We start from the raw sequence: 26,493 nt of genomic DNA, 5'->3' as shown, positions 1-26,493 counted from the left end.
TCCCCTCAGTGACAGTCGCCCGCAGGGCTACTACAGCAGGTCGTTGGGGTTTTGCGCGTTGCCAGCAGGTTAACGTCAACGCGGCTACGTGCCCGGCGCAGCAGGCCAATCACCATCACGTTAAACAGGATCACCGCGAGGATACAGACCAGGCTGTAGCGCGGATGCTGGCTGTAATTGACGGTTTGATAAAACACGGTCGCCAGCGAGTAGGCAATGTTCAGCCCCCACAGAATGGAGAAGCCCATCCAGCCGCGGCTGGACTCACGGGCAATGGCGCCCATGACCGAGATGCACGGAATATAGAGCAGGACGAAGATCAGGTAGCTGTAGGCCGCCGACGCGCTGCCAAATTTCTGGCCCATCACGCCCATTGCTCCGGTCGCCATTACGCCGTCGCCTTTGCTGGCTTCAATCGGGTTCGCCAGCACGCTCAGGCTGAAGGTGTCTTTCAGGCTCTGCCAGGTCTCTTCTACTGCACCCAGAAGTTCGTCACCGAGGCTGAACTCAGCCGGGTTGAACTCCTCTTCCTGGATGTTTTCCGCGGTGTAGAGCGTGTTCAGGGTGCCGACAACCACCTCTTTTGCCATCGCGCCAGTGAACAGGCCCACGGTTGCCTGCCAGTTGTCTTCCTGTACGCCAATCGGTTTGAAGACCGGCGTAATGATCCGGCTGACGGAGGCAAGGGCAGAGTCATTAATGTTGTCCGCTGCCTGGCCGCTCAGGGTGAAGCTGTTCAGGGCGCTCAGGAAAATGCTGACCACTACAATCACCTTACCGGCGCGCAGAACGAAGCCCTTCAGGCGCTGCCAGGTTTGAATAATCAGGCTTTTCAGATGCGGAACGTGATAAACCGGCAGTTCCATCACGAACGGCGACGCTTCGCCACGCATGATGGTGTGCTTCAGCATCAGGCCGGTGAGAATAGCCATCACGATACCCAGCACATACAGGGAGAAGACGGCTAGCGCCCCTTCCTGACCAAAGAACGCCGCGGCAAAGACCGCGAAGATCGCCAGACGTGCGCCGCAGGACATGAACGGCGCCATCATGATGGTCATCAGGCGTTCGCGCGGTGCGTCCAGCGTACGCGCGCCCATGACTGACGGCACGTTACAGCCAAAACCGACAATCAGCGGCACGAAGGATTTCCCCGGCAGCCCCAGCGCCTGCATCAGGCGGTCCATCACGAAGGCGGCGCGTGCCATGTAACCGGAATCCTCAAGGAAGGAGAGGAACAGGTACATCATGCCGATCTGCGGTACCAGCGGCAGGACGGTGTTGATCCCGCCGCCGATCCCCTGCGCAAGGAAGATGGTCAACCATTCCGGGAAGTGGAGGGTGTAGCCCAGCCACTGAATACCGTGCACGAAGATAGCGACAGAGCCGCCATCAAAGATGGGTTGTAATGCACCGCCGATGTTTATAGCGAGTAGGAACATTACGTACATCACCAGTAAAAAGATTGGCAAACCGAGGAAGCGGTTGAGCACAATCTTATCCACGGCGGCGGTGAAGCGGCTGGGTTCAGCGGTTAATGCATTGCTGACCACGTCACAGATAGCGGCGATGGCCTGATAGCGCGCATCCGCAATATGCAGGGCCGGGTCGTCGAGCTCGTCGCTCAGGCGAGCCTGTGCAACGCTCAGTTTATCCGCCGCATCGCCTGCGTAGGCGCGGCTGTAGATATCGCCTTCCAGCATTTGCAGGCCAAGCCACAGGCGCTGTCTGGCGGGCATGGCGTTGTCCATCTCCTGCGCCAGCTGCCCGGCCTCGCGCAGCAGCGGCTGGGCGTAGTGCACCAGTTCGACGTCGGCATTGCCCGTGTGGCGGTCAATTGCCAGCTTCAGGGCGTCAATGCCGCGCGCGCGGGTAGAAACCAGCGGAACCACCGGGCAGCCCAGACGGGCGGAGAGGGCGTCGACGTCGATGCGCAGCTTTTGCTTCTCGGCGATGTCGAGCATGTTAAGCGCTACGATGCAGGGGATCCCCAGCTCCAGCAGCTGTAGCGTGAGGTACAGATTTCGTTCGAGATTGGAGGCATCCACCACATTGATGAGCAGATCCGCGTCGCCGCTCAGAATATAGTGGCAGGCAATTTGCTCATCGAGAGAGGTCTGAGATGAAATTGTGGTGAGTGAATAGGTCCCCGGTAAATCAACCAGCGTGACCTGATTATCTGTCGTGGTGAACAGGCCTTCTTTGCGTTCAACCGTTACGCCTGCCCAATTTCCCACACGCTGGCGTGCGCCGGTTAACTGATTAAATAAGGTTGTCTTGCCGGAATTAGGATTGCCAATTAAGCCAATAGTTAATTTTTTCATTGTTTTAGACTCACTGAAACCGCTGGCTTGTTAACGGGATAAAGATTCAACTTCAATTAATGCGAGGTCTTTTTTACGCAGAACCAGATTAACGCGTCGGGTTTCGATATGAACAGGATCGCCCAACGGCGCCACGCGCACCACCTGGAATGATGAGCCGGGTAGCATGCCCAGTGACAGTAGCTTCTGCCGATAGGCCGGGCTTATCTCACGGGTAAAACCGATAATTTTCCACGCACTTTCTGGAGTGAATTGCATAGCGCCTGATTCCACGAGAGGTTAAATAATCAACACTGCGATGATAATGAGAATAGTTTTTATCAGCAATAATAAAAATGTGACGGGATGTTGTTAATCGTATTAATTTGCGGTCTGCTTGACCTTGCTCAATATTTGCGGGAATACCCGGGAAGGAATAAAAAGCGTATTTGTTAATGGAGTGATAAATAGCGGTTTAAATATGGATATGCAATCGGTTTCATATTTTACGATATAATTTTTCCCCTCACCCCGGCCCTCTCCCCTTTGGGGAGAGGGTTAGGGTGAGGGGCATTTACAGGATTAGCGTTTCTTACCCATCGCCGCTGCCAGAGCATCCATCATCGCGCTGTTGCCTGCTGGCTGTGCGTCACGTCCGCGTGGCTTCGCGGCTTTCGCTGCCGGACGCTGCTGTTCACGGCCACCGCCATTACCGCCACGGCGCGCGTTAGTGTCGCCCGGCTGCTCGTCCAGACGCATGGTCAGGGCGATACGCTTGCGCTGAAGATCCACTTCCAGCACTTTCACCTTCACGATGTCGCCCGCTTTGACCACGGTGTGCGGATCTTCAACGAACTTGTCGGCGAGGGAAGAGATATGCACCAGACCGTCCTGATGCACGCCGATATCCACAAACGCGCCAAAGTTGGTGACGTTGGTTACCGCCCCTTCCAGCACCATGCCCGGCAGCAGGTCGTTCATGGTTTCCACGCCGTCAGCAAAGGTCGCGGTTTTAAACTCAGGACGCGGATCGCGGCCCGGTTTTTCCAGCTCTTTGATGATGTCAGTGACCGTCGGCACGCCGAACTGTTCGTCGGTAAAATCCACCGCTTTCAGGTTACGCAGCGCGCTGCTGTCGCCCATCAGGTCTTTCAGCGCCTGCTGGGTGGCGGCCAGGATACGCTCGACAACCGGATAGGCTTCCGGGTGAACGGTAGAGGCATCCAGCGGGTTATCGCCGTGGTTGATGCGCAGGAAGCCCGCGCACTGCTCAAATGCTTTCGGCCCCAGACGGCTCACCTTCAGCAACTGCTGGCGGTTCTGGAACTGACCGTTCTCATCACGCCAGGCGACGATATTCTGCGCCATCATACGGGTCAGACCCGCCACGCGGGTCAGCAGGGGAACGGAAGCGGTGTTCAGGTCCACGCCGACGGCGTTAACACAGTCTTCCACTACCGCATCCAGCTTGCGCGCCAGCTGCGTCTGGCTCACGTCGTGCTGATACTGGCCCACGCCGATGGATTTCGGGTCAATCTTCACCAGCTCCGCCAGCGGATCCTGCAAACGACGGGCGATAGAGACCGCACCGCGCAGGGAAACGTCCAGATCCGGGAACTCCTGCGCTGCCAGTTCCGAGGCGGAATAGACAGATGCCCCCGCTTCACTGACGATCACTTTCTGCGCCGTCACTTTCGGGAACTGCTTCTGCACGTCGAGATAGAAACGTTCGGTTTCGCGGGACGCCGTACCGTTACCGATGGCAACCAGCTCAACGTTGTACTTCTCGCACAGCGCGGCGACGACGACAGCCGCTTTCGCTGCCTGACCGGTGTGCGGGTAAATGGTGTCGGTGGCAACCAGCTTGCCGGTGCCGTCAACCACGGCCACCTTCACGCCGGTACGCAGACCCGGATCGAGACCCATGGTGGCGCGCAGGCCAGCTGGCGCAGCCATCAGCAGGTCGTGCAGGTTACGGGCGAAGACGTTGATCGCTTCGTCTTCGGCGCGCTCGCGCACGGTGCCCATCAGCTCGGTTTCGAGGTGCATCAGCACCTTAATGCGCCAGGTCCAGCTCACCACGCCTTTGCGCCAGCTGTCCGCCGGGGCGTTGTTCAGGCGCAGACCGAGGTGATCCATAATGATCTGCTCGCAGTGGCTCTCTTTTGGCGGCTCGTCAAACTGTGGATCGGCATTCAGGGAGAGTTGCAGCACGCCTTCGTTACGACCGCGGAACATCGCCAGCGCGCGGTGAGACGGCGCGGTAGAAATGGGTTCGTGGTGATCGAAGTAGTCGCGGAATTTCGCGCCTTCGTCCTCTTTGCCGGACACCACGGTGGAGACGATATGGGCGTTCTTCCACAGGTAATCACGCACTTTGGCCAGCAGCGCCGCGTCTTCGGCGAAGCGCTCCATCAGAATATAGCGCGCGCCGTCCAGCGCAGCTTTGGTGTCCGCTACGCCTTTATCGGCGTCGATAAATTTGGCGGCTTCGGTTTCCGGATCGTGAGACGGCTCGTTCCACAGCAGATCGGCCAGTGGCTCAAGGCCGGCTTCGATCGCAATCTGCCCGCGCGTGCGGCGCTTCGGTTTGTACGGCAGATAGAGGTCTTCGAGCTCGGTTTTACTCAGGGTACCGTTAATGGCTTTTTCCAGGTCACTGGTCAGCTTGCCCTGCTCGCCGATAGATTTGAGGATCGCCTGACGTCGGTCTTCCAGCTCGCGAAGATAGCCCAGACGGGTCTCCAGGTTTCGCAGCTGCGTGTCATCCAGACCGCCGGTGACTTCCTTACGATAACGTGCAATAAACGGCACGGTGTTCCCTTCATCAAGCAGACGAACGGCAGCTTCTACCTGTTCGGCTCTGGCCTGAATATCACCCGCAATAATGCGGCAGAGCGACTCTTTCATCATGGTCAGTTCATCTTGTGGATCGAAAATCAGGGGGATAGTTATACGGGCTGACACCAAAAAATGCCAGCCGGGGAGGGCGCTCTCGGACTATTTAACATACTCGATTTCGTTGACGTACCAGCTTGCTTCACCCGCGGGCGTCTGGACAACGGCTAAATCGCCCACCTCTTTTTTCAGCAGGGCGCGGGCCATGGGTGAATCGATAGAAATGTAATCCTTACGACCGAAAATTTCATCATAGCCAACGATACGAAAACGCAGGGTGTCGCCGTTGTCGTTTTCAATTTCGACCCACGCGCCGAAAAACACTTTACCTTCCTGCTGCGGGGAGTAATCGACAATTTTGAGATTCTCGAGGCATTTCGTCAGGTAGCGTACCCGGCGATCGATTTCGCGCAGTCGCTTTTTATTGTACTGATAGTCCGCATTCTCGCTGCGGTCGCCCAGACTTGCGGCCCAGGTGACTTTTTTGGTCACTTCCGGACGCTCTTCGCGCCACAGGTAATCCATCTCTTTTTTGAGTTTCTCGTACCCTTCGCGGGTGATCAGAGGCGTTTTCATGGTGCTGCCTTTAATGCCGGTTAACTGTCTTTGCGCACAATACGTAGCGCACAGTGTAACAGACAAGATTAATAATGATTTATGTGATGAAATGAACAGATAAGCTGCTGTTAAATATGCTTTGTAACAATTTCGTCTAGAATTTATACCAGAATTTGCTGGTCGAACCCGTGCACTTTTTTAGAATACGCTGTTCCAGGCTTATCCGAACCTTTGGGAGTACACACAATGCAAGAGAACTACAAAATTCTGGTCGTAGATGACGACATGCGCCTGCGTGCGCTGCTGGAACGTTATCTGACCGAGCAGGGCTTCCAGGTTCGTAGCGTCGCGAACGCGGAACAGATGGATCGTCTGCTGACGCGTGAATCCTTCCACCTGATGGTGTTGGACCTGATGCTGCCTGGCGAAGATGGGCTCTCTATTTGCCGTCGTCTGCGTAGCCAGAGCAACCCGATGCCAATCATCATGGTGACGGCGAAGGGTGAAGAAGTTGATCGTATCGTCGGCCTTGAGATTGGCGCTGATGACTACATTCCTAAGCCGTTCAACCCGCGTGAACTGCTGGCGCGTATTCGCGCCGTGCTGCGTCGTCAGGCGAACGAGCTGCCGGGCGCGCCGTCTCAGGAAGAGGCCGTCATTACATTCGGTAAGTTCAAGCTGAACCTCGGCACCCGTGAAATGTTCCGTGAAGATGAGCCAATGCCGCTCACCAGCGGCGAGTTTGCGGTACTGAAAGCGCTGGTCAGCCACCCGCGTGAACCGCTTTCACGTGACAAGCTGATGAACCTGGCGCGCGGCCGTGAATACTCCGCAATGGAACGTTCTATCGACGTGCAGATCTCTCGTCTGCGCCGCATGGTGGAAGAAGATCCGGCGCATCCTCGTTATATTCAGACCGTGTGGGGTCTGGGCTACGTGTTTGTCCCGGACGGCTCTAAAGCATGAGGCGAATGCGCTTCTCGCCGCGAAGTTCGTTTGCCCGCACGCTGTTATTGATCGTCACCCTGCTGTTTGTCAGCCTGGTGACGACCTACCTGGTGGTGCTGAACTTTGCGATCCTGCCGAGCCTTCAGCAGTTTAATAAGGTGCTGGCATACGAAGTGCGTATGCTGATGACCGACAAACTGCAACTGGAGGACGGCACGCAGTTGGTTGTTCCCCCGGCATTCCGTCGGGAAATCTACCGTGAGTTGGGCATTTCTCTCTATTCGAACGAAGCGGCGGAAGATGCCGGCCTGCGCTGGGCGCAGCACTATGAATTCCTTAGCCAGCAGATGGCGCAGCAGCTTGGCGGCCCGACGGAAGTGCGCGTTGAGGTCAATAAAAGCTCGCCGGTTGTCTGGCTGAAAACCTGGCTGTCACCCAACATCTGGGTGCGTGTTCCGCTCACCGAGATTCATCAGGGCGACTTCTCACCGCTGTTCCGATACACCCTGGCGATCATGCTGCTGGCTATCGGCGGCGCATGGCTGTTTATTCGTATCCAGAACCGACCGCTGGTCGACCTGGAGCATGCGGCATTGCAGGTTGGTAAAGGTATTATCCCACCGCCGCTGCGCGAGTATGGCGCATCGGAAGTGCGCTCGGTAACGCGTGCTTTTAACCACATGGCGGCAGGCGTTAAACAGCTGGCTGACGACCGTACGCTGCTGATGGCGGGGGTTAGCCATGACCTTCGCACCCCGCTGACACGTATCCGGCTGGCAACAGAGATGATGGGCGAGCAGGATGGTTATCTTGCAGAGTCCATCAACAAGGATATCGAAGAGTGTAACGCCATCATCGAGCAGTTTATCGACTACCTGCGCACCGGGCAGGAGATGCCGATGGAGATGGCGGATCTGAACGCGGTTCTGGGCGAAGTTGTTGCCGCCGAAAGCGGTTATGAACGTGAAATTGCGACCGACCTTCAGGCGGGCGAGATTCAGGTACGTATGCACCCGCTCTCCATCAAACGCGCGGTGGCGAATATGGTGGTCAACGCGGCGCGCTACGGCAACGGTTGGATCAAAGTCAGCAGCGGTACGGAACTCAACCGCGCCTGGTTCCAGGTGGAAGACGATGGCCCGGGCATCAAGCCTGAGCAGCGTAAGCACTTGTTCCAACCGTTTGTGCGCGGCGACAGCGCGCGCAGCACCAGCGGAACCGGCTTAGGCCTGGCGATTGTGCAGCGTATTGTTGATAACCATAACGGACTGCTGGAAATTGGCACCAGCGAACGGGGTGGTTTGAGCATTCGCGCATGGTTACCGGTGCCGGTTTTACGGGGGCAGGTGAAAGAGAGTTAAAAAAGGGTGGGGCCTGATGCCCTCACCCCGGCCCTCTCCCACGGGGCTGAGGGAGAAAACATTAAAAAAGGCAACTTTCGTTGCCTTTTTGCTTTTACCTTGGTCCCGCACTCACCAGCGCAGCACCCGCCGGGGTGTCGGTATACTTCTCAAAGTTTTCGATAAACAGTTTCGCCAGCGATTCTGCCTTCTCGCGCCACTGTTCCGGTGAACCATAGGTGTTACGCGGATCGAGGATACGCGTATCCACGCCAGGCAGCTCTGTTGGGATCGCCAGATTGAACATCGGCAGCGTAAAGGTCTCGGCGTTATCCAACGAACCATCCAGAATCGCGTCGATGATGGCGCGGGTATCTTTGATGGAGATACGTTTGCCCGTCCCGTTCCAGCCGGTGTTCACCAGGTATGCCTGTGCGCCGGATGCCTGCATGCGTTTCACCAGCACTTCCGCGTACTGCGTCGGGTGTAGCGACAGGAACGCCGCGCCGAAGCAGGCGGAGAAGGTTGGGGTTGGCTCGGTCACGCCGCGCTCGGTACCCGCCAGCTTAGCGGTAAAGCCAGAGAGGAAGTGGTACTGCGTCTGGCTGGCGGTCAGGCGGGAAACTGGCGGCAACACGCCGAACGCGTCCGCGGTCAGGAAAATCACCTTCGTGGCGTGGCCCGCCTTCGACACCGGCTTCACGATGTTGTCGATGTGGTAAATCGGGTAAGACACGCGGGTGTTTTCGGTTTTGGACGCATCGTCGAAGTCGACAGAGCCATCGGCACGCACGGTGACGTTTTCAAGCAGCGCATCGCGGCGAATCGCGTGGTAGATATCCGGCTCTGCCTCTTCAGACAGGCGAATGGTTTTCGCGTAGCAGCCGCCTTCAAAGTTAAACACACCGTCGTCGTCCCAGCCGTGCTCGTCGTCGCCAATCAGACGACGTTTTGGATCGGTGGACAGCGTTGTTTTACCGGTGCCGGAAAGGCCGAAGAACACCGCCACGTCACCTTTTTCACCGACGTTCGCCGAGCAGTGCATGGAGGCGATACCGCGCAGCGGCAGCAGGTAGTTCATGACCGAGAACATCCCTTTCTTCATTTCGCCGCCGTACCAGGTACCGCCGATCAGCTGGATACGCTCGGTCAGGTTGAAGGCGATGAAGTTTTCGGAGTTCAGACCCTGCTCTTTCCACTGCGGGTTGGTGCATTTCGCGCCGTTCATCACGATAAAGTCAGGGGTGAAGTTTTGCAGTTCTTCATCGGTCGGACGAATGAACATGTTCTTCACGAAATGCGCCTGCCAGGCCACTTCAGTGATAAACCGAACGGAGAGACGGGTGTCGGCGTTAGCGCCGCAGAAAGCATCGACGATGAACAGACGCTTGCCGGAAAGCTGATGGGTGACGAGCCCTTTCAGATGCTGCCAGGTTTCAGGAGAGAGCGGTTTGTTATCGTTCTTCCCTTTGCCTTTATCGGCCCACCACAGCGTATCGCGGGTGGTATCATCTCGGACGATGTATTTATCTTTCGGCGAACGGCCGGTAAAAATACCGGTATCGACGGCGATAGCACCAAGATTCGTCAACACACCTCGCTCGTACCCTTCCAGTGCCGGATTGAGCTCTTCCTGATACAGCGTATCGTAATCGGGGTTGTAGACCACTTCCTGGACGTCGTGAATACCATAAGCCTTGAGATCTTGCGGGGTTAAACCATTAACACGCATATCACTGCTCCTTAGCCAATATGTACTGCCTGAAATTGTAGGGTTTTTCTGGGGATGTTAACCGCGACGGGGCTCATAGATTTACGTATCTGGTCAAAACCCTTACTAACGGAAAACGCTGCGACTCCAGTCACAGGGCGGGCAGATTATCGCAGGAATCGCTTTTTGGTTGGGGAAAATGTTCTTAAAAGGTTAATCTCTGGTGAATTTATCCAGAAGAATGTGAATGTAATCGCATACATGAAAGAAAATTACGTAAGAGTTACATTGGGAAAACGATTCAGGTCTCTTGGGTCAGCTATTTTCAGAGTTTGAGGTGGGGGCCAGAGTTTTGCCTTGATGAGACAATAGATTTTTCATGAACAAGGGATGAGAAATGGAAAACCGTGAGACGTTATCTCCTTCAACGCGCGTAGCCGTCGTGCTGGCGGGGGCTCTACAGGGCGTAATTTGCTATGTAATTACGTGGTATATCGAGTACGCAAAATTGCCATCGGATACGCTGTGGCTGATGTGTGTAGTACCTGCCACCGTGGTAATGACAACCACGTTGTCTCTTGCCATGACGTCATTCAGAAAGCCATTGTTGTGGCTGTCACTCGGGATGATCGGCGCGGCAGTCGCGGGTATGGGCGGCTGGCTTAAGTGGAGCGTTGCAGGACTCGAAAGCTGGAATCTCAGAGATGAGATGCTCGTTTTCGGCTTTCATCTGCTGCTGATGACGCTGTTCGTGTTGCCATGGCTTCAGCGGCGTCTGGATCCCGTCCCGACTACCTCGTTCTACAGCGACTTTTATCAACGAAACTGGCATAACGCGCTGACACTGCTCATTATTTTTGTTTCGAATGGTCTCTTCTGGCTGGTGCTTTTCCTCTGGGCCGAGCTTTTCGAACTTATCGGCATCGGCTTTTTTGATCGGCTTTTCTTTCATTCTGACGGATTTATTTCAGTGGCGATTGGCGTGGTTTCAGCCAGTGCGGCCGTGCTCACGCGCATGCAGGTAAGGTTAATCCTTGCCCTGCAAAATCTGCTGACCCTCATAGCCACCGGTCTGCTTCCCCTGATGGCGGCGCTGGCGCTGCTCTTTATTGGCGCGTTGCCTTTTGTCGGCTTTGAATCCATTTCAGCCAGAATATCCGCCGCGGGCTTGCTGACCACCTTAGCGCTGCTGCTGTTATTCCTGGTGACGATAGTGTGGCATCCACAGCGTCAAACGCTGCCTTACTATGCCCCGTTGCGAGGGATGATTCGCCTTGCTGTGGCTATCGTACCCGCGTATCCGGTTCTGGCGGGGTGGGCGCTGTGGCTACGCATTTCGCAATACGGCTGGTCACCCGAGCGTCTGTACGGGGTATTGATAACCATCGTGGCGCTGGTCTGGGCGGTCGGTTTTTGCGCCAGCGTTCTGATTCAGCGCCGTGAACCGCAGAAGATCCATGCGTACGTCATCCCGACGACCGGGCTGCTTTCCCTCATCTTCCTGGCGTTGATCCATACCCCCGTGCTGGATCCGTGGCGAATAAGCGTTGCAAGCCATATGGCCCGCTATCAGGACGGCAGAATAACGGCGGATCAAGTCAGCCTGTATATGCTCAGTAACGCTGGACGAAAGGGGCGGGAGGCAATGCTCACGCTGCAAAACGATCCGCAGTTTATCTCTAACCCAAAACACCAGCGTGAAATAAATGGTCTTCTCTCCAGGAACGCTGGCGGAGCAGGTAAGATGACCGCCGCGATGCTGGAAAAACAGGTCCAGCTCGCACCGGGAATGGCTCGTCCTGATAAGGCATTGTGGCAAGCCATGCTCAGCAATCAGTATCGCTTTGAGAGCTGCGATAGCGCCCAGAGTAACTGTTTACTCATGCCGCTGGATCTTAACGGCGACGGCAAGCCTGAAGCCGTGCTATTTCAATTTACCGATCGCACGATCGTGGCTTACACACAAACCAACACGGGCTGGAGGATCGCCGGGGACGCGTGGAAAATGCCGGAGGCATTGACCAGAGAAGAACTTGACCGCGCATTAAGGCAGAGGAAAGTGAAATCTGTCGTGAAGCCCTGGGCGGATATTGAGATTTTTGGGGAGCGTGTCGATATGAGCTACGACAGTTACAATAATGCGCAGCGGCGTTAGTGCTCTTTCTTGCAGGGTGGCGCTACGCTTACCCGGCCTACAATTAGCAATCATATCAAAAAATTGCACAATTCATTGTAGGCCCGTGAGAGCATAGCGCCGCCGGGCAACAGGCTCAGAGCTTAGTGAACCTGCGGATCCGCCGGAGAGGCGTTATTGCGGATCTCCGCGATATCCATCGAATTGAACACGTAGTGCGTACCGCAGTAGTCACAGTGCATATCGATTTCACCGTCTTCCGCCATGATGCTGTCGATCTCTTCATCCGGCAGCGTTTTCAGGGCGCCAGCACAACGCTCGCGGGAGCAGGTGCACTTAAATTCCACCGCCTGCGGATCGTAAACCGTCACTTCTTCTTCGTGGTAGAGACGCCACAGCACGTCGGTCGCCGACAGGGTGAACAGCTCTTCCGCTTTGATGGTTTCCGTCAGCGTTGCCAGATGTTCGAAATCATTGGTCTGCGCATCCTGCGCAGGCAGAACCTGAAGCAGCATACCACCGGCAGCAGGCTGGCCATCCACTTCACCGGTGCGGATGAACAGACGGGTTGGCAGCTGTTCGGAACGCATGAAGTAATCTTCCAGGCAGGCGGCAAGCGTATCGCCTTCCAGACCGACAACGCCCTGATAGCGTTCCCCCTCTTCAGGCGAAATCGTGATGACCAGGTAGCCGTTACCGACCAGCGTTTTCAGATCCGCATTTTCAGGGATATCGCCCTGAACGCGCGCCACGCCGCGCATCTGCTGCTGGTTATTGCCGTTGATCACCGCCAGCGACATTGGGCCATCGCCCTGCAACTGGACGGTAATATCGCCAGCAAACTTCAGCGTGGCGGTCAGCAGGCTGGTGGCAACCAGCAGTTCGCCCAACAGGGTTTTTACCGGCAGCGGGTAGTTGTGGTTTTCCAGAATCTGTTTCCAGGTTTCGGATACGGTGACCAGCTCGCCGCGCACGGCGAATTGTTCAAACAGATAGCGGTGTAATTGGTCGTGTTGGGCCATTTTCATCTCTCATGCAGGTGAGGGTTACTCGCTCTCACCGTGTTTAAATTTCATCAGATCGCGGCGCTCTTTTTTATCCGGTCGCCGGTCCGGGTGAGGCATCGTCAGCGCGTTCATTTTGCGCGCCAGCGCGGTTTTCTCGCGCTTCTCTATGCTTTCGGCCGTCTCTTCATACAGCAAAACGGCTTCGGTTGCGGGCCGCCGCTGTTCGGTAATGGCTTTCACCACCACCGTTTTCTCATCGTTGCCCTGGCGAAGCGTTAACGTGGCATTCAGTTCAACCAGCTTGCTCGGTTTGCTGCGCTGACCGTTGTAATGCACCTTTCCGCCGTCAACCATTTCACGGGCAAGGGCGCGCGTTTTGTAAAAACGGGCGGCCCACAGCCATTTATCCAGTCTTACCCCATCAGAGGGTTTTTCTTTCATGGCGTCTCCTTCACGGTGAGTGAGGGGATCATCCGGCGATAGTCGTTCAGCCCCGGATGTCGCAGATAGCTTTTTTCAGCCAGGCCGGAATCAGGATTGGTCACGCCAAGGCAATAGCGAATGCCAAATGCGGCCGCAGAATCCAGAATCGGCTCGCTGTCGTCAATGAACAGCGTGCGTTCCGGCTGTAAACCGGTCTCTTCCACCACGGCATGCCACAACCGCTGATCCTCTTTCGGATAACCAAATGTGTGGGTGGAAAGCAATAAATCAAGGTGCGAAGCAAGACCGGTATGTTCCAGCTTCACGGCCAGGTTATGGGGATGCGCATTTGTCAGCAAAATACGGCGCTTACCGCAGGCTTTCAGCGCGTCCAGGAACGGGACCGTATCGTCGCGCAGTACGGCGCGTGCGCCCTGGGCGGTGGTCATGGCGCAAATATCCAGACCGAGTCGCTCGCTCCAGTAGTCAAGACAGTACCAGTTTAGCGTATGCTGCACCGCGCTATATTGCGAACGAATGAATTCCTGCGCTTCCGCCGGGGAGATCCCCTGCTGTTCACCGTACGTTTCCGGAACCAGCTTTTGCCAGAAATAGTTATCAAAGGCGAGATCAAGCAGCGTGCCGTCCATATCAAGCAGGACGGTATCGACCGCCTGCCAGTCGATATTAAGATGCATAAGGGGGAACTCCAGCCAGAAGAAACGTGCGCGACAGGGTAGCACAACTTGTCGCGCAGGGACGTTAACCGATCAGGCTCTCAGAAGAGGAGATCAGTTTCGGGTTTAGGCAATTTTCGTAGTAGGCCTGGATTTCTGCCAGTCGCGTGCGGGAGCGCTGATAGCGGCGTACGGCCTGATAACCGTTCCAGACAATACACGCCAGCATCGCAATCAGCAGCAGGGATGTCCCTACATAGCGCCACAGGCCAGCGCTGTCCGGCATGCGGTGCAGGCCAATATGACGCGTGCCGTTGGCGTCGGTAAAGAGGGTGGTGACGATCCCTTCTGCGCTGAACGGCGTTCGCATCAGCATCTGCGCCAGACGCTGAAATTCGCTCCACTGTTCCTGAGCAGGATAGTCATACAGCGAAACCTGCGGATAGGGTTGATCCACCAGGTCGCTGCCTTCATCGCTGGCAATCACAAATCCGCCTGGCGCCGGGCTGTTAAGCGCCTGGGCGGCACGGGTGGTTTCACGCATCACGAAGGGGGCGGTAGAGGTCGCCACCAGGTTATCCAGCGACTCGGCGCTGACCGGACGCAGAAGCACATTCACACCATCGAGGCGTCCCGCTTCGGCGCGTTTCACCAGCGCGTCCCAGTCTTTGCTGTTGCCGAGGTTGACCAGCGCGTTCTTCAGCCGGATACAGTCATCCTGAGCTGAGCAGAGATCTTCTGTTTTCAGGACGATTTCGCCAAAGTCATCCAGCAGCACCATGCCGGACTTCTGAATGGCCGAACGCAGGGCAGGGCTGACGCGAGAATCATCATCCGGTTTTGGATGGAGCTGGCGATTAATCGTCTGGGTGAGCGCGGTGGCCTTATTGACCACATCCGATTCCGGAAGCGGCAGCGGAGAGGCGTCATTCCAGATGATCTGAGAGCAGTCGAACGGCGCGAACGGCGAGTTCTGGCGCGTGTTCCAGGCGCCCGGTGAGTGGATATTACACATCCCGGTGCCTTTCAGCCGCAACGTATCCCCCACGCGTACACCCGCTTCTTCGAGCTGCTGTACGCTGGTGGCTTCCACGGTTTGCGCCCCTTTGATCCATGACAGGGTAAATTTAATCGGCATATCCAGCGGCACGAAAAGCAGCAGCATGAGGAAGATTAACGCGGCGCCACCGGCAATCACCGCGCTGCGAAGCCAGTGCTGAAGCGGGAAGTTTTTTACTTCGTCGTGCAGGGATAAGTAACGTCCCTGGCGTACAACGTGGCGGTCGAGATAGATATCAATATCCGTTTTGTGGCCCAGGTCCTGCGCAATCCACGGCTGCCAGTGGCGCGGATAGATGAGATCGATGATCCCGAGCGAGATATTGTTGATATGTTCCTGATCGTTTTCGCCGAACAGTCCCCAGCGTTTTGGGGTTCCGCGCAGGCAGTGAATTTCGCGTAATGACGTTTTTGCCGGCGGGGCAAATATGCCCCACAGCCCGGCGGCCAGAAGCAGTACTGCGCCACCCGCGAGCCACGGAACAAACACGTCCGGCGTCAGCAGGCAGATGAAAAAGAGCAGGAACGAGACGACAATCAGCACCGCTTCGCGAATGCCATCCGGGCGGCTCAGGACGTACTCTTCATGCGTTTCCTGGCGGATGTTGAGCAGTTCAATCTGCTCTGTCTCTTCACCACGAATAGAGGCCTGCGTTCCGCTTGCGCGTTCCAGCGCAAAGCGTGGCGCTTCCTGAACATATTCGCTCAGAGTATGACCATTAAGGGAGATAACCAGCGGCAGCGTATCGGTATGGATGAGCTCGACGCTGTTTTCGTCGTTGATATACTGCTCCCAGAAGGGAGGCAGGTGCACTTCAACAGAGTCGAGATAGTAACGCCATTTGTTGGGATCGTCGGTTGTGATGCCGTAGCGGGTAATGGAGCGCGTTACGCACAGAACGGTGTCGCTTTGGGCGTTCAGGTTGAGCGATACGGGGGCGGCGCTGGCGCCGGTAGGGCCAGGCGAAAGCCGGGATCGGTTCAGCGTGTCGAGATACTGCTCAACGGTGCTGCGTTCCTCTGGCGAAAGCTTGCGCGTGTTTGCCCCGGCAAACGCGTTCAAAAAGGGCAGCCGATAACGGCGATGTACGCGGCGCCTGAATACCCACACCGCAATCGACGCGCAGGCCAGCACAGCAGCGAGAAAAATCAAAATGGTGCTCATGCTTTCCCCATCTTACTTATCTTCTTACAGGTGTTGTCAGACGCACCTTTTGTACAATGAATGAGATTCTGTGGTCGGCTATCGGCAAGTATGGAGTCTAACTTGAGCATGTTGACGCGCATCCCAGTGACCGGTAATGATAACAAAGCCTGTTCCGGCGCGATATCAGCAAATTCCTGGAAACTTTTCAACCTCTTGACATTTGTTTTGAAATGAGAATTGCCTACAGTTACGTTGCATAAATGTAAATAAAGAGCAATTGACATTGCCGAAACCGTGCGGCGTATCGCACAATAAAGCCAGTTCACCCAGCAAAGACCCGTCAAGATGACCAAACCCTTACAAAAGCCCACCATTCTGAATGTTGAAACCGTCGCAAAATCGCGTCTGTTTAATGTTGAAAGCGTGGATCTGGAGTTCAGCAACGGTGTGCGTCGTGTTTATGAGCGTATGCGCCCCTCCTCGCGTGAAGCGGTGATGATAGTGCCTATCGTCGACGAGCACCTGATCCTCATTCGTGAATACGCTGTGGGCACAGAATCCTACGAGCTGGGCTTCTCCAAAGGACTGATCGATCCGGGCGAAACGGTGTTTGAAGCGGCAAACCGGGAGCTGAAAGAAGAGGTCGGCTTTGGCGCGAAAGAGCTGACGTTCCTGAAAAAGCTGAGCATGGCGCCGTCCTATTTCTCCAGCAAAATGAACATTGTTGTCGCGGAAGATCTCTATCCTGAATCGCTGGAAGGAGACGAGCCGGAACCGCTGCCGCAGGTTCGCTGGCCGCTGGCCCACCTGATGGATTTGCTGGAAGATCCTGACTTTAACGAGGCACGCAACGTGAGCGCACTGTTCCTGGTGCGGGAGTGGCTGAAGGGGCAGGGGCGTTTGTAGCGCCACCCGTAAAAACGGCAACCGATGGTTGCCGTTTTGCATTACGCTGTAGGCCGGGTCAGGCGTCGCCACCGCCCGGCTTTTTTGTTGGCGTCAGAACAGTTCGTGCGTTTCGCCGTTATCAATGATTTCGGTACCCACCTCATGCACCGCCTGCGTGGTTGGCTGCGTACCCTCGATGAAATACTCGGCACGGCTGTTGCCGCCATTCGCGAGCTGTCCGGTGCTGCGGTCAATATTGATCGTGACAATGCCCGGCGGAGGCGTTAGCGGCTGCTCCGGCACGCCCTCGAGAGCGGCCTTCATGTAAGCATCCCAGGCCGGTTGCGCACTCTTAGCCCCACCCTCGTAACCGGAAATCTGATCTTTAATCGCGCCAGAAGCGGTTGTGCGCCCCAGAGTGCGGCGGTGATCGTCAAAACCAATCCAGACCGAGGTGACAACGCCCGGGCCATAACCTGAGAACCAGGCATCTTTTGAGCTGTTGGTTGTGCCTGTTTTGCCGCCGATGTCGCGGCGCTGCAAATCGCGGCCCGCTCGCCAGCCGGTGCCTTGCCAGCCCGGTTCGCCAAAGATGTTGGTGTTTAGCGCGCTCTTAATCAGGAACGACAGCGGCGTGCTGATCACGTGTGGAGCATACTCCTGCGCGCCACTCTGGGCGACCAGCGCCTGATTGGCCTGTTCCAGCTGAGGCTGCGGCACCGCCAGATTCTGTCGTTCCTGAGAGATGGCAACATCTTCCATATCCTTGTTTTCAAGGACATTGGATTTTGGCGTGTCGCCGTAAATCACCGGAATATCGCATTCAGGGCAGGCAATTTTCGGCTTCGCTTCAAACAGTACGCCGCCCTGATCGTTCTCGATTTTGCTGATGAAATACGGATCGACCAGGAAGCCGCCGTTTGCCATTACCGAGTAGCCACGCGCGACCTGGAGCGGCGTGAAGGACGCGGAGCCGAGCGCCAAAGATTCGGTATGAACGATGTTTTGCGCCGGGAAGCCGAAGCGTTGCAGATACTCTGCCGCATAATCAACGCCCATCGCACGCATCGCGCGAACCATGACCACGTTCTTCGACTGGCCAAGGCCCTGACGCAGACGGATAGGGCCAGCGTATTGCGCCGGAGAGTTCTTCGGCTGCCAGTCAGAGCCCGCACCGGCATCCCATCGGGAAATTGGCACGTCGTTGAGAATGCTGGCGAGCGTTAGCCCCTTGTCCATCGCCGCGGTATACAGGAACGGTTTGATGTTCGAACCGACCTGACGCAGCGCCTGGGTTGCGCGGTTAAATTTGCTCTGGTTGAAATCGAACCCGCCAACCAGCGCCATCACGGCACCGTTCTGCGGATTGATGGAGACCAGGGCAGAGTTGACGTCCGGCACCTGTGCCAGCCACCAGGCATCGCCTACCTGACGCACCCAGATTTGTTGTCCGGTTTGTACCACATCCGTCACTTTACGTGGAGTAGGCCCCTGAAGGGTGTCAGAACGGTACGGACGCGCCCAGCGGATACCCTCCATACGCAGCGAAACGGATGTACCATCGGCCATCATCGCCACCGCTTCCTGCGGATCGGCCTGGGTGACCACCGCCGGACGCAGCGGGCCATAGGTCGGCAGCGCTTTCAGGGAATCAGTAATTTTTTTGCTGTCCCATGCGCCTTCGCCCACTCTCCACAGCACGTTGGACGGGCCGCGATAGCCGTGACGCATATCGTAATCCATCACGTTATTACGCACCGCCTGCTGGGCAGCCTGCTGCACCTTGCGGGTCACGGTGGTGTAAACGCGATAGCCGTCTTCATATGCTTTGTCGCCGTAGCGGCGCACCATCTCCTGGCGAACCATTTCCGTCAGATACGGCGATGAGAAAGCAATTTCCGGTGCATGGTAATTGGCATCAATCACATCGCTGCGTGCCCGATCGTACTCATCCTGGCTGATGTAGCCTTCGCTCAACATACGCGATAGCACAACGTTACGGCGCGCGGTGGCGCGGTCCAGCGAGTAGAGCGGGTTAAACGTTGATGGTGCTTTTGGCAGGCCGGCAATGGTCGCCATTTCGCTCAGCGTGAGCTGATCGATCGACTTACCGAAATAGACCTGAGCCGCAGCCCCTACGCCATAGGCGCGGTAGCCCAGATAGATCTTGTTGAGGTAAAGCTCAAGGATCTCGTCTTTGCTCAGCAGTTGCTCAATGCGGATCGCGAGGAACACTTCTTTGATCTTACGTATCAGCGTCTTTTCCGGGCTGAGGAAGAAGTTACGCGCCAGCTGCTGGGTAATGGTACTTGCCCCCTGAGAGGCATGACCGGAGAACAGCGCCACGCTTGCCGCACGGAAAATACCGACCGGATCGACACCGTGGTGCTCGTAAAAACGGCTGTCCTCGGTGGCGATAAAAGCCTTCACCATCACGGGTGGAATTTGATTTAAGGTCAGTGGGATACGACGTTTCTCGCCGTATTGCGCCATCAGTTCACCATCGGCGCTATAGACCTGCATAGGGATCTGAAGCCGCACATCACGAAGTGTGGCGACATCAGGGAGTTGCGGCTCGACATATTTGTACAAACCAATAATCGAGCCTGCTCCCAGCAGAATGCAACAGACTGCAAGGATCAATAAATACTTTACGAACTTCACCGGAGATTTCCCATTTGGTTTAGCCTGGGCAGTTTCTAAACAATCGCGCGGTAGTATAAAGGCAAGCCTGATTCATTGATATAGCCGTCACTCCGACGGGCGATAAGGAGATCGTGAAGTATGGCTTTTAAAACGTGGCAAACAGGCGTTCATATTCAACAGGATAAGGTGATTGCCGTGGCGCTGACCAGAGAGCGGGCCGGCTGGCGTTTACGGCGCTGGTGGGCGGTGCCGCTGTCGGACGGGGTTATGGGTGAAGGCAAAATACTTAAGCCAGAACAACTGGTTAACGCATTACGTGGCTGGCGGAAAACATTGCCGCACTCGCATCGGGTATTTCTCTCATTTCCGGCAACGCGCGTTCTGCAACGCGCGTTGCCCCGTCCATCCGTTAACTTGCGTGACAGCGAACAGCTCACCTGGGTAGGCGCCGCATTAGCGCGTGAGCTGGAGATGCCTCCCGATACGCTCTGCTTTGACTACGCGCAGGATACGTTCAGCAACACTTTTCAGGTTACCGCCGCGCAAAACAGAGAGGTCGATACCCTGTTGTCGCTGGCGAAAGCGCTGCGTTTGCGCCTGGCCGCAATCGTCCCGGATGCCGGCGCACTGGCTAATCTTCTCTCTGCTGTTGCCCCCGTCCGGTGCGTAGCCTGGAGGGATAAAGACCAGTGGTTGTGGGCGATGCGTCACCAGTGGGGGCGGCGCTACACCACAGAAGCGGCGACGGTGAATGAGCTGGCGGCGTTGCTTGCGCTTTCTCCTTCTGATATCGCCGTGTTTGATGCTGCCCGCGATCCGTGGGAAGCGGTGACGCTGTGTCAGCCGCCGTTGCCAGAATGTGGTGCTGATTACACCGTCGCCCTGGCGCTGGCCATGAGCGAGGCGCCGTAATGAGCATGCCCAATCTTTTACCCTGGCGTCGGCAGCAACGTAATCAGCGCCTGCGTTTTTGGGGGCTGCTGTTTACCGCCTCATTGTTGGTGATGCTGGCGGGAGGCGTCAGCCTTCGGGCGACGCAGACTCTCGCGTCACAGGCGTTGCAGAGCGATCTGGCGGGAACGCGTGCGGTGCAGAAGGTATTGAAAGCCCGTCAGCCGCAGTCTGCGGGGCTGGAACCCCCTTCGCAGCCGCCCGAGACGGTGGCATGGCAACCCGCGCTTGAATCCCTTGCCAGTGCAATGCCCCGGCAGGCGTGGCTGACGGCGCTGCGTTATCAGCCACCCTCGCTGATCCTGACGGGCTATACCACCTCACTCCCGACGCTCTCTGCCATGACCGATGCGCTGAAAAGGGTGACGGGGTTTAACCCCGGACCGGCAGGCGAATTGCAACAGGATAGCCAGGGGCGATGGATGTTCTCTTTTCAACTGCATAGCCGGAGGTAGCCAGTGGGCATCTGGTATCAACGCTGGACAGATGCACGTCCTTCCCGGCGCGTCCTTTGCTGGTTGATCGCGTCGGGGATCGTTGCGTTTGCGATTTGGGGAGCGCTGCTCAGACCCGCTGCTCTGTGCTACGCCGATATTCAGGTGCAGGCCAGCAGTGCGAAGCGAATCAACGCCTCGCTGTGGCCGAAGGCCGGGCGGCGACCTGTGGTTACGCAAGTGAAGCCGGTGCAGCCCTTTTCTCCGCTGGCATTTCAGCGTGAGGACGCAAGGCTGGTGTACTGGAAACCGCAGCAGAGTGGGGGAGAGCTGGCGCTGGATGCCTTGTGGGGCGCAGTTCCGGCGCTCTTTTCCCGGCTGGCGCTTGAGAACGTGCGGGTGAGCGCGTTTTCCATCACCCCACAGGGAAAACAGCTACGCCTTAGCCTGCAACTGGAGATCGGTCATGCGCAGTAAAACCCGTTTGCTGATCCTGCTTTCTCCGCTTTTCCTGACCGGGATGCGGGATCCCTTCTCCGTGCCGGAAGAGCGTTGCGCAGCAGGGCAACTCAGCCAGTGGCGGTATCAGGGAGTCGTCAGCGGCAGCAGGGATATCGGCCTTATGCAGGACGGGCAGAACCGCTGGCACCGGGTAAAAACGCAGATGCGGTTACCGCCAGGCTGGCGTGTGAGTGCGATAGATACACAACAACTAACCGTTGATGTCGGCGAGATGTGCGAGCCGAAACGATGGACATGGCAGCGAGAAGGAACGAAAAAAAGTGAAGATATGGATAGGGCTGTTACTGGCGGCACTCAGCCAGCCCCTGTGGGCCGCGACGCCAAAACCGGTCACCCTGCTGGTGGATGATGTCCCGGTGGTGCAGGTATTACAGGCGATGGTAGCGCAGGAGGATCGCAATCTGGTGGTGTCGCCGGATGTCAGCGGTTCGCTTTCGCTGAATCTAACGCGGGTGCCCTGGAGGCAGGCGCTTCAGACGGTAGTGAACAGTGCCGGGCTGGTATTGCGGGAAGAGGGCGGCATTTTTTATGTGCATACGGCGGCCTGGCAGCGGGAGCAACAGACGCGTAAAGAGCAGGAGCGGGCCCAGCGTCTGCTCGACGCTCCGCTGCTCTCTCACAGCATTCCGTTTGCTTATGCGGATGCGGCCGAATTGCAAAAAGCGGCGGAAAAGCTCTTAAGCCCGAAAGGCAGTCTCTCCGTCGACAAGCGCACCAACCGTCTCCTGGTCAGGGATAACAAGTCGGTGGTGGATATGCTCCAGCGCTGGGCAGCGCAGATGGATCTGCCCGTCGAGCAGGTAGAACTGGCGGCGCAGATTGTGACCATTAGTGAAAAAAGCCTGCGTGAACTGGGGGTGAAATGGAACCTCGCTGACGCAACGGAGGCCGGTAAGGTGGGTCAGGTCACGACGTTGGGCGCTGACCTGTCGGTGGCCAATGCAACCACACACGTTGGGTTTAATATCGGGCGCATCAACGGCAGGATGCTGGATCTTGAGTTGTCGGCGCTTGAGCAAAAGCAGCAGGTGGATATCATCGCCAGCCCGCGGCTACTGGCGTCGCACATGCAGCCGGCCAGCATCAAGCAGGGCAGCGAAATCCCGTATCAGGTTTCCAGCGGCGAAAGCGGAGCGACCTCCGTTGAGTTTAAAGAGGCGGTATTAGGCATGGAGGTCACGCCGGTGGTGCTCCCGGGCGGCCGCGTTCGTCTGAAGCTGCATATCAGTGAAAATATGCCTGGCCAGGTGCTGCAACAGGCGGACGGCGAAACGCTGGCGATTGATAAGCAGGAGATCGAAACGCAGGTAGAGGTAAAAAGTGGGGAAACGCTCGCGCTGGGCGGGATCTTTTCGCAAAAGAATAAAACCGGACGCGACAGCGTGCCCGTGCTGGGCAACATTCCGTGGCTGGGTCAGCTGTTCCGCCATGACGGAAAAGATAACGAACGGCGCGAGTTAGTGGTGTTTATCACGCCACGTCTGGTCAGTATTCATTAATGGGTAACGATCCCCGCAATGATTTTGCATTCAGTTTGTTGCAGATGTTTGACGTGGGGCATGAATTAGCATACAAGGAGTACCGATTTGAGTTGGACTTACGTCTTATTTCCTTATGCGCCGGGAACGGTGATTTAATCAGTTGCCAAACAAGCCGGAGTATTGAGATAATTTTTCGTCTGACTCTCGCTCTATTGCAAATGAGGTTTCAGTTCATGTCCTGCTACGCCGGGTGTCTGCGCAGCGGGGATTACCATTAACGAATAGTCTTAGTAGTACCGAAAAAATGGCAGAGAAACGCAATATCTTTCTGGTTGGGCCTATGGGTGCCGGCAAAAGCACTATTGGGCGTCAGTTAGCTCAACAACTCAATATGGAATTTTACGATTCTGATCAAGAGATTGAGAAACGAACCGGAGCGGATGTGGGCTGGGTCTTCGACGTAGAAGGCGAAGAAGGTTTCCGTGACCGAGAAGAAAAAGTGATCAACGAACTCACGGAAAAACAGGGCATTGTGCTGGCAACAGGCGGCGGCTCTGTAAAATCTCGCGAAACCCGCAACCGTCTCTCCGCCCGTGGCGTAGTGGTCTATCTTGAGACGACCATCGAAAAACAGCTGGCACGCACGCAGCGTGATAAAAAGCGCCCGTTGTTGCAGGTTGAAACACCGCCACGTGAAGTTCTGGAAGCTTTGGCCGATGAACGCAATCCTCTGTACGAAGAGATTGCTGATGTGACCATTCGTACTGACGATCAAAGCGCTAAAGTGGTTGCAAACCAGATTATTCATATGCTGGAAAGCAACTGATTCTGGCTTTATATACACTCGCCTGCGGGTAAAAGCATTTAAGGTGGATGTCGCGTCATGGAGAGGATTACAGTTACTCTCGGGGAACGTAGTTACCCTATCACCATCGCGGCTGGTTTGTTTAACGATCCAGCTTCCTTCTTACCACTGAAAGCGGGTGATCAGGCGATGCTGGTCACCAACGAGACGCTGGCTCCGCTTTATCTCGACCGTGTACGCCACCTGCTTGAGCAGGCGGGCGTGAAGGTCGACAGTGTGATTCTGCCCGATGGCGAGCAGTACAAAAGCCTGACGGTACTGGATACCGTCTTTACCGCACTTCTGCAAAAACCGCACGGTCGTGATACAACACTGCTTGCCCTGGGCGGCGGCGTTGTGGGCGATCTGACCGGTTTTGCAGCCGCCAGCTACCAGCGCGGTGTGCGCTTTATTCAAATTCCAACCACGTTGCTCTCACAGGTCGATTCTTCTGTGGGCGGTAAAACGGCGGTTAACCATCCGCTCGGCAAAAACATGATTGGCGCGTTCTACCAGCCTGCATCGGTGGTGGTGGATCTCGACTGTCTGCAAACCTTGCCAGCGCGCGAACTGGCGTCCGGCCTTGCAGAAGTGATCAAATACGGCATTATTCTTGACGGTGAGTTCTTCACCTGGCTGGAAGAGAATATGGATGCGCTGCTGCGCCTCGATGGGCAGGCAATGGCCTACTGTATTCGCCGGTGCTGTGAGCTGAAAGCAGAAGTCGTTGCCGCAGATGAGCGTGAAACCGGCTTACGTGCTTTACTGAATCTGGGGCATACGTTTGGTCATGCGATCGAAGCCGAAATGGGCTACGGTAACTGGCTTCACGGTGAAGCTGTCGCTGCCGGAATGGTCATGGCGGCCCGTGCCTCTGAACGTCTGGGGCAGTTCAGACCGGAAGAGACAGCACGTATCATCACGTTGCTTAAACGTGCTGGCTTGCCGGTGAGTGGTCCGCAGGAAATGTCTGCGCAGGCGTACCTTCCCCACATGATGCGCGATAAAAAAGTATTGGCAGGTGAGATGCGTCTGGTACTCCCGCTTGCAATAGGGAAAAGTGAAGTGCGCGGCGGAGTGCCGCACGAAGTCGTACTTGGCGCTATTGCTGATTGTCAGCAGGCGTAACAACTAGAAAGGTCAGGCTGCTGTAACAGGTGGTCGTTTTAGCTTCAGGTAAATGCAGAGTCGTTGGCAGAAGCCTTTGAGTGGGGTGTTAAATGGATGAATTCAAACCAGAAGACGAGCTGAAACCCGATCCCAGCGATCGTCGTACTGGTCGTTCTCGTCAATCTTCAGAACGTGATAACGAGCCGCAGATCAACTTTGACGATGTCGATCTGGATGCAGACGATCGTCGCCCTTCGCGTAGCCGTAACGCGCGAAATGAGCGTGAAGACGAGGAGTATGAATCCGAAGAAGAGTTAATGGATGAACAGCCTGTTGAACGTCGTCCGCGCAAACGTAAAAAAGCGGTAGCGGCAAAACCGGCCTCCCGTCAGTACATCATGATGGGCCTTGGCGTTCTGGTTCTGGTATTGCTGATTGTCGGCATTGGTTCCGCGCTAAAAGCACCTTCTACCCATTCTACCGAGCAGACAGCGTCTGCCGAGAAGAGCATCGACCTGTCTGGTAACGATGCGAGCAACCAGGCGAATGGCGCTCAGCCAGCGCCGGGCACCACTTCCGCAGAGCAGACCGCAGGTAACACCAGCGCCGGTCAGGATATCTCTCTGCCGCCCGTCTCTGCGACCCCAACTCAGGGCCAGGCGCCTGTTACGCCGGAGGGCCAGCAGCGTGTTGAAGTTCAGGGCGATCTGAATAACGCGCTGACGCAGCCGCAGAATCAGGAGCAGGTTAACGCTGCCGTGGTGAACTCCACGCTGCCTACTGAACCTGCCACCGTTGCGCCAGTTCATGGCAGCAATGCCCAGCAGCAAACGGCGGCAACGGAAACCAAACCGCGCCATACCCAGACTGCGCCGCGTCAGGAGCGTAAGCAGGCTGTGATTGAGCCGAAGCGTGAGACGAAACCGCAGACCGTGGCAAAAGCGCCAGAAACGAAAGCGCCAGCGCAGACAAAACCTGCGGTGAGCCAACCGGTTAAAGCGCCAACGCCTGCGGCAACCGCTGCACCTAAAGCAACGGCGACCACAACCGCGCCTGCTGCAACTGCGGCACCGGCTGCTACGCCAACCGCTAGCGCATCCAGCACCGCGGCAGGTAAAACGACGGGTAACGTGGGTTCTCTGAAATCCGCATCATCCAGCAACTACACGTTGCAGCTGAGCAGTTCGTCTAACTACGACAACCTCAACGCCTGGGCGAAGAAATCGAATCTGAAAAACTATGTGGTTTATCAGACGACCCGTAACGGACAGCCTTGGTACGTTCTGGTAAGCGGAGTTTATGCCTCAAAAGATGAAGCAAAACGAGCCGTCTCCACGCTGCCTGCCGATGTGCAGGCGAAAAACCCGTGGGCGAAGCCAATTCATCAGGTGCAGGCCGATCTGAAGTAATGT

General features: G+C 56.4%; 22 protein-coding genes. 12 read left to right on the top strand and 10 right to left on the bottom strand.

Annotated elements, in window-relative coordinates:
- Positions 1 to 5 precede the first annotated feature (5 nt).
- The 4 genes from feoB to greB all read right to left on the bottom strand — a co-directional run bounded on the left by feoB (position 6) and on the right by greB (position 5,777).
- Entirely contained in the window at positions 6 to 2,324 is a 2,319-nt protein-coding gene (gene feoB / locus BFV65_RS19765; protein ID WP_058645894.1) for a Fe(2+) transporter permease subunit FeoB, read from the bottom strand.
- A 30-nt stretch (positions 2,325 to 2,354) separates the two neighbouring features.
- The gene (gene feoA / locus BFV65_RS19760) at positions 2,355 to 2,582 is read right to left on the bottom strand and encodes a ferrous iron transporter A (protein WP_022649633.1); all 228 of its coding nucleotides are present in this window, start codon (positions 2,580 to 2,582) and stop codon (positions 2,355 to 2,357) included.
- 303 nt (positions 2,583 to 2,885) lie between these two features.
- Positions 2,886 to 5,216 carry a Tex family protein gene (locus BFV65_RS19755; protein ID WP_069597119.1) on the bottom strand — a complete coding sequence of 777 codons (2,331 nt, stop codon included), beginning with the start codon at positions 5,214 to 5,216 and terminating at the stop codon, positions 2,886 to 2,888.
- An 87-nt stretch (positions 5,217 to 5,303) separates the two neighbouring features.
- Positions 5,304 to 5,777 (bottom strand): transcription elongation factor GreB, encoded by a 474-nt coding sequence (greB, locus tag BFV65_RS19750; protein ID WP_022649631.1) that lies wholly within the window; start codon positions 5,775 to 5,777, stop codon positions 5,304 to 5,306.
- Between the two features lie 228 nt (positions 5,778 to 6,005).
- On the opposite strand from greB, the gene ompR reads away from it, so the two are divergent.
- Together ompR and envZ are read left to right on the top strand one after the other, a co-directional pair.
- Positions 6,006 to 6,725 carry an osmolarity response regulator transcription factor OmpR gene (ompR, locus tag BFV65_RS19745; protein ID WP_069597018.1) on the top strand — a complete coding sequence of 240 codons (720 nt, stop codon included), beginning with the start codon at positions 6,006 to 6,008 and terminating at the stop codon, positions 6,723 to 6,725.
- Positions 6,722 to 8,068, top strand: coding sequence for a two-component system sensor histidine kinase EnvZ (gene envZ / locus BFV65_RS19740; RefSeq protein WP_003861615.1), 1,347 nt, complete (start codon positions 6,722 to 6,724; stop codon positions 8,066 to 8,068). Before ompR ends, envZ begins: the two co-directional genes overlap by 4 nt.
- 94 nt (positions 8,069 to 8,162) lie before the next feature.
- Here the strand turns inward: envZ and pckA are convergent, their stop codons facing one another.
- Positions 8,163 to 9,779 (bottom strand): phosphoenolpyruvate carboxykinase (ATP), encoded by a 1,617-nt coding sequence (gene pckA, locus BFV65_RS19735; RefSeq protein WP_046620356.1) that lies wholly within the window; start codon positions 9,777 to 9,779, stop codon positions 8,163 to 8,165.
- 376 nt (positions 9,780 to 10,155) lie between these two features.
- Between pckA and BFV65_RS19730 the strand changes: the two genes are divergently transcribed.
- Positions 10,156 to 11,913, top strand: coding sequence for a DUF4153 domain-containing protein (locus tag BFV65_RS19730; RefSeq protein ID WP_069597017.1), 1,758 nt, complete (start codon positions 10,156 to 10,158; stop codon positions 11,911 to 11,913).
- Positions 11,914 to 12,035: 122 nt separating this feature from the next.
- Here BFV65_RS19730 and hslO read toward each other — a convergent pair whose 3' ends face one another.
- From hslO to BFV65_RS19710, 4 genes are all read right to left on the bottom strand, one after another.
- The gene (hslO, locus tag BFV65_RS19725; RefSeq protein ID WP_006812239.1) at positions 12,036 to 12,920 is read right to left on the bottom strand and encodes an Hsp33 family molecular chaperone HslO; all 885 of its coding nucleotides are present in this window, start codon (positions 12,918 to 12,920) and stop codon (positions 12,036 to 12,038) included.
- Positions 12,921 to 12,938: 18 nt separating this feature from the next.
- Complete coding sequence (hslR, locus tag BFV65_RS19720) at positions 12,939 to 13,340, bottom strand: ribosome-associated heat shock protein Hsp15 (RefSeq protein ID WP_003861618.1); 402 nt, start codon at positions 13,338 to 13,340, stop codon at positions 12,939 to 12,941.
- Positions 13,337 to 14,020 carry a GMP/IMP nucleotidase gene (gene yrfG, locus BFV65_RS19715; RefSeq protein WP_000550486.1) on the bottom strand — a complete coding sequence of 228 codons (684 nt, stop codon included), beginning with the start codon at positions 14,018 to 14,020 and terminating at the stop codon, positions 13,337 to 13,339. The genes hslR and yrfG overlap by 4 nt, the downstream gene beginning before the upstream one ends.
- A 64-nt stretch (positions 14,021 to 14,084) precedes the next feature.
- The gene (locus BFV65_RS19710; RefSeq protein WP_063163904.1) at positions 14,085 to 16,223 is read right to left on the bottom strand and encodes an intracellular growth attenuator family protein; all 2,139 of its coding nucleotides are present in this window, start codon (positions 16,221 to 16,223) and stop codon (positions 14,085 to 14,087) included.
- Positions 16,224 to 16,550: 327 nt separating this feature from the next.
- Between BFV65_RS19710 and nudE the strand changes: the two genes are divergently transcribed.
- Complete coding sequence (gene nudE / locus BFV65_RS19700; RefSeq protein ID WP_003861622.1) at positions 16,551 to 17,111, top strand: ADP compounds hydrolase NudE; 561 nt, start codon at positions 16,551 to 16,553, stop codon at positions 17,109 to 17,111.
- 93 nt (positions 17,112 to 17,204) lie between these two features.
- Here nudE and mrcA read toward each other — a convergent pair whose 3' ends face one another.
- Positions 17,205 to 19,757, bottom strand: coding sequence for a peptidoglycan glycosyltransferase/peptidoglycan DD-transpeptidase MrcA (mrcA, locus tag BFV65_RS19695; RefSeq protein WP_045308980.1), 2,553 nt, complete (start codon positions 19,755 to 19,757; stop codon positions 17,205 to 17,207).
- A 120-nt stretch (positions 19,758 to 19,877) separates the two neighbouring features.
- Here mrcA and BFV65_RS19690 point away from each other — a divergent pair, with 120 nt between their 5' ends.
- From BFV65_RS19690 to damX, 8 genes are all read left to right on the top strand, one after another.
- Positions 19,878 to 20,651 (top strand): type IV pilus biogenesis protein PilM, encoded by a 774-nt coding sequence (locus tag BFV65_RS19690; RefSeq protein WP_032626799.1) that lies wholly within the window; start codon positions 19,878 to 19,880, stop codon positions 20,649 to 20,651.
- Positions 20,651 to 21,145, top strand: a complete 495-nt coding sequence (locus BFV65_RS19685; RefSeq protein WP_022649625.1) for a PilN domain-containing protein — start codon at positions 20,651 to 20,653, stop codon at positions 21,143 to 21,145. Before BFV65_RS19690 ends, BFV65_RS19685 begins: the two co-directional genes overlap by 1 nt.
- Positions 21,146 to 21,148: 3 nt before the next feature.
- Positions 21,149 to 21,601: a HofO family protein gene (locus tag BFV65_RS19680; protein ID WP_022649624.1), complete on the top strand. Its 453-nt coding sequence runs from the start codon at positions 21,149 to 21,151 to the stop codon at positions 21,599 to 21,601.
- The gene (locus tag BFV65_RS19675; protein ID WP_032621951.1) at positions 21,591 to 21,995 is read left to right on the top strand and encodes a HofP DNA utilization family protein; all 405 of its coding nucleotides are present in this window, start codon (positions 21,591 to 21,593) and stop codon (positions 21,993 to 21,995) included. The genes BFV65_RS19680 and BFV65_RS19675 overlap by 11 nt, the downstream gene beginning before the upstream one ends.
- Positions 21,907 to 23,145: a DNA uptake porin HofQ gene (gene hofQ, locus BFV65_RS19670; RefSeq protein ID WP_069597015.1), complete on the top strand. Its 1,239-nt coding sequence runs from the start codon at positions 21,907 to 21,909 to the stop codon at positions 23,143 to 23,145. Before BFV65_RS19675 ends, hofQ begins: the two co-directional genes overlap by 89 nt.
- A gap of 286 nt (positions 23,146 to 23,431) precedes the next feature.
- On the top strand, positions 23,432 to 23,953 hold the full coding sequence (gene aroK / locus BFV65_RS19660) for a shikimate kinase AroK (protein WP_003861630.1): 522 nt from the start codon (positions 23,432 to 23,434) through the stop codon (positions 23,951 to 23,953).
- Positions 23,954 to 24,010: 57 nt separating this feature from the next.
- The gene (gene aroB / locus BFV65_RS19655; RefSeq protein WP_022649622.1) at positions 24,011 to 25,099 is read left to right on the top strand and encodes a 3-dehydroquinate synthase; all 1,089 of its coding nucleotides are present in this window, start codon (positions 24,011 to 24,013) and stop codon (positions 25,097 to 25,099) included.
- 92 nt (positions 25,100 to 25,191) lie between these two features.
- On the top strand, positions 25,192 to 26,490 hold the full coding sequence (damX, locus tag BFV65_RS19650; protein WP_022649621.1) for a cell division protein DamX: 1,299 nt from the start codon (positions 25,192 to 25,194) through the stop codon (positions 26,488 to 26,490).
- The last annotated feature ends 3 nt before the right edge of the window (positions 26,491 to 26,493 follow it).

The sequence above is a fragment of the Enterobacter hormaechei subsp. hoffmannii genome (assembly GCF_001729745.1).
Taxonomy (GTDB): domain Bacteria; phylum Pseudomonadota; class Gammaproteobacteria; order Enterobacterales; family Enterobacteriaceae; genus Enterobacter; species Enterobacter intestinihominis.
The sequence above is the reverse complement of the archived record's forward strand: the minus strand, read 5'-3'. Positions and strand labels throughout refer to the sequence as shown.

Bases quoted from the DNA above. Each gene is read 5' to 3' on its own strand.
- feoB (WP_058645894.1), bottom strand. From the start codon at position 2,324: ATGAAAAAATTAACTATTGGCTTAATTGGCAATCCTAATTCCGGCAAG.
- BFV65_RS19755 (WP_069597119.1), bottom strand. From the start codon at position 5,216: ATGATGAAAGAGTCGCTCTGCCGCATTATTGCGGGTGATATTCAGGCC.
- feoA (WP_022649633.1), bottom strand. From the start codon at position 2,582: ATGCAATTCACTCCAGAAAGTGCGTGGAAAATTATCGGTTTTACCCGT.
- BFV65_RS19710 (WP_063163904.1), bottom strand. From the start codon at position 16,223: ATGAGCACCATTTTGATTTTTCTCGCTGCTGTGCTGGCCTGCGCGTCG.
- BFV65_RS19730 (WP_069597017.1), top strand. From the start codon at position 10,156: ATGGAAAACCGTGAGACGTTATCTCCTTCAACGCGCGTAGCCGTCGTG.
- hslR (WP_003861618.1), bottom strand. From the start codon at position 13,340: ATGAAAGAAAAACCCTCTGATGGGGTAAGACTGGATAAATGGCTGTGG.
- aroB (WP_022649622.1), top strand. From the start codon at position 24,011: ATGGAGAGGATTACAGTTACTCTCGGGGAACGTAGTTACCCTATCACC.
- BFV65_RS19690 (WP_032626799.1), top strand. From the start codon at position 19,878: ATGGCTTTTAAAACGTGGCAAACAGGCGTTCATATTCAACAGGATAAG.
- ompR (WP_069597018.1), top strand. From the start codon at position 6,006: ATGCAAGAGAACTACAAAATTCTGGTCGTAGATGACGACATGCGCCTG.
- nudE (WP_003861622.1), top strand. From the start codon at position 16,551: ATGACCAAACCCTTACAAAAGCCCACCATTCTGAATGTTGAAACCGTC.
- aroK (WP_003861630.1), top strand. From the start codon at position 23,432: ATGGCAGAGAAACGCAATATCTTTCTGGTTGGGCCTATGGGTGCCGGC.
- envZ (WP_003861615.1), top strand. From the start codon at position 6,722: ATGAGGCGAATGCGCTTCTCGCCGCGAAGTTCGTTTGCCCGCACGCTG.
- BFV65_RS19685 (WP_022649625.1), top strand. From the start codon at position 20,651: ATGAGCATGCCCAATCTTTTACCCTGGCGTCGGCAGCAACGTAATCAG.
- pckA (WP_046620356.1), bottom strand. From the start codon at position 9,779: ATGCGTGTTAATGGTTTAACCCCGCAAGATCTCAAGGCTTATGGTATT.
- greB (WP_022649631.1), bottom strand. From the start codon at position 5,777: ATGAAAACGCCTCTGATCACCCGCGAAGGGTACGAGAAACTCAAAAAA.
- yrfG (WP_000550486.1), bottom strand. From the start codon at position 14,020: ATGCATCTTAATATCGACTGGCAGGCGGTCGATACCGTCCTGCTTGAT.
- damX (WP_022649621.1), top strand. From the start codon at position 25,192: ATGGATGAATTCAAACCAGAAGACGAGCTGAAACCCGATCCCAGCGAT.
- BFV65_RS19675 (WP_032621951.1), top strand. From the start codon at position 21,591: ATGCGCAGTAAAACCCGTTTGCTGATCCTGCTTTCTCCGCTTTTCCTG.
- hslO (WP_006812239.1), bottom strand. From the start codon at position 12,920: ATGAAAATGGCCCAACACGACCAATTACACCGCTATCTGTTTGAACAA.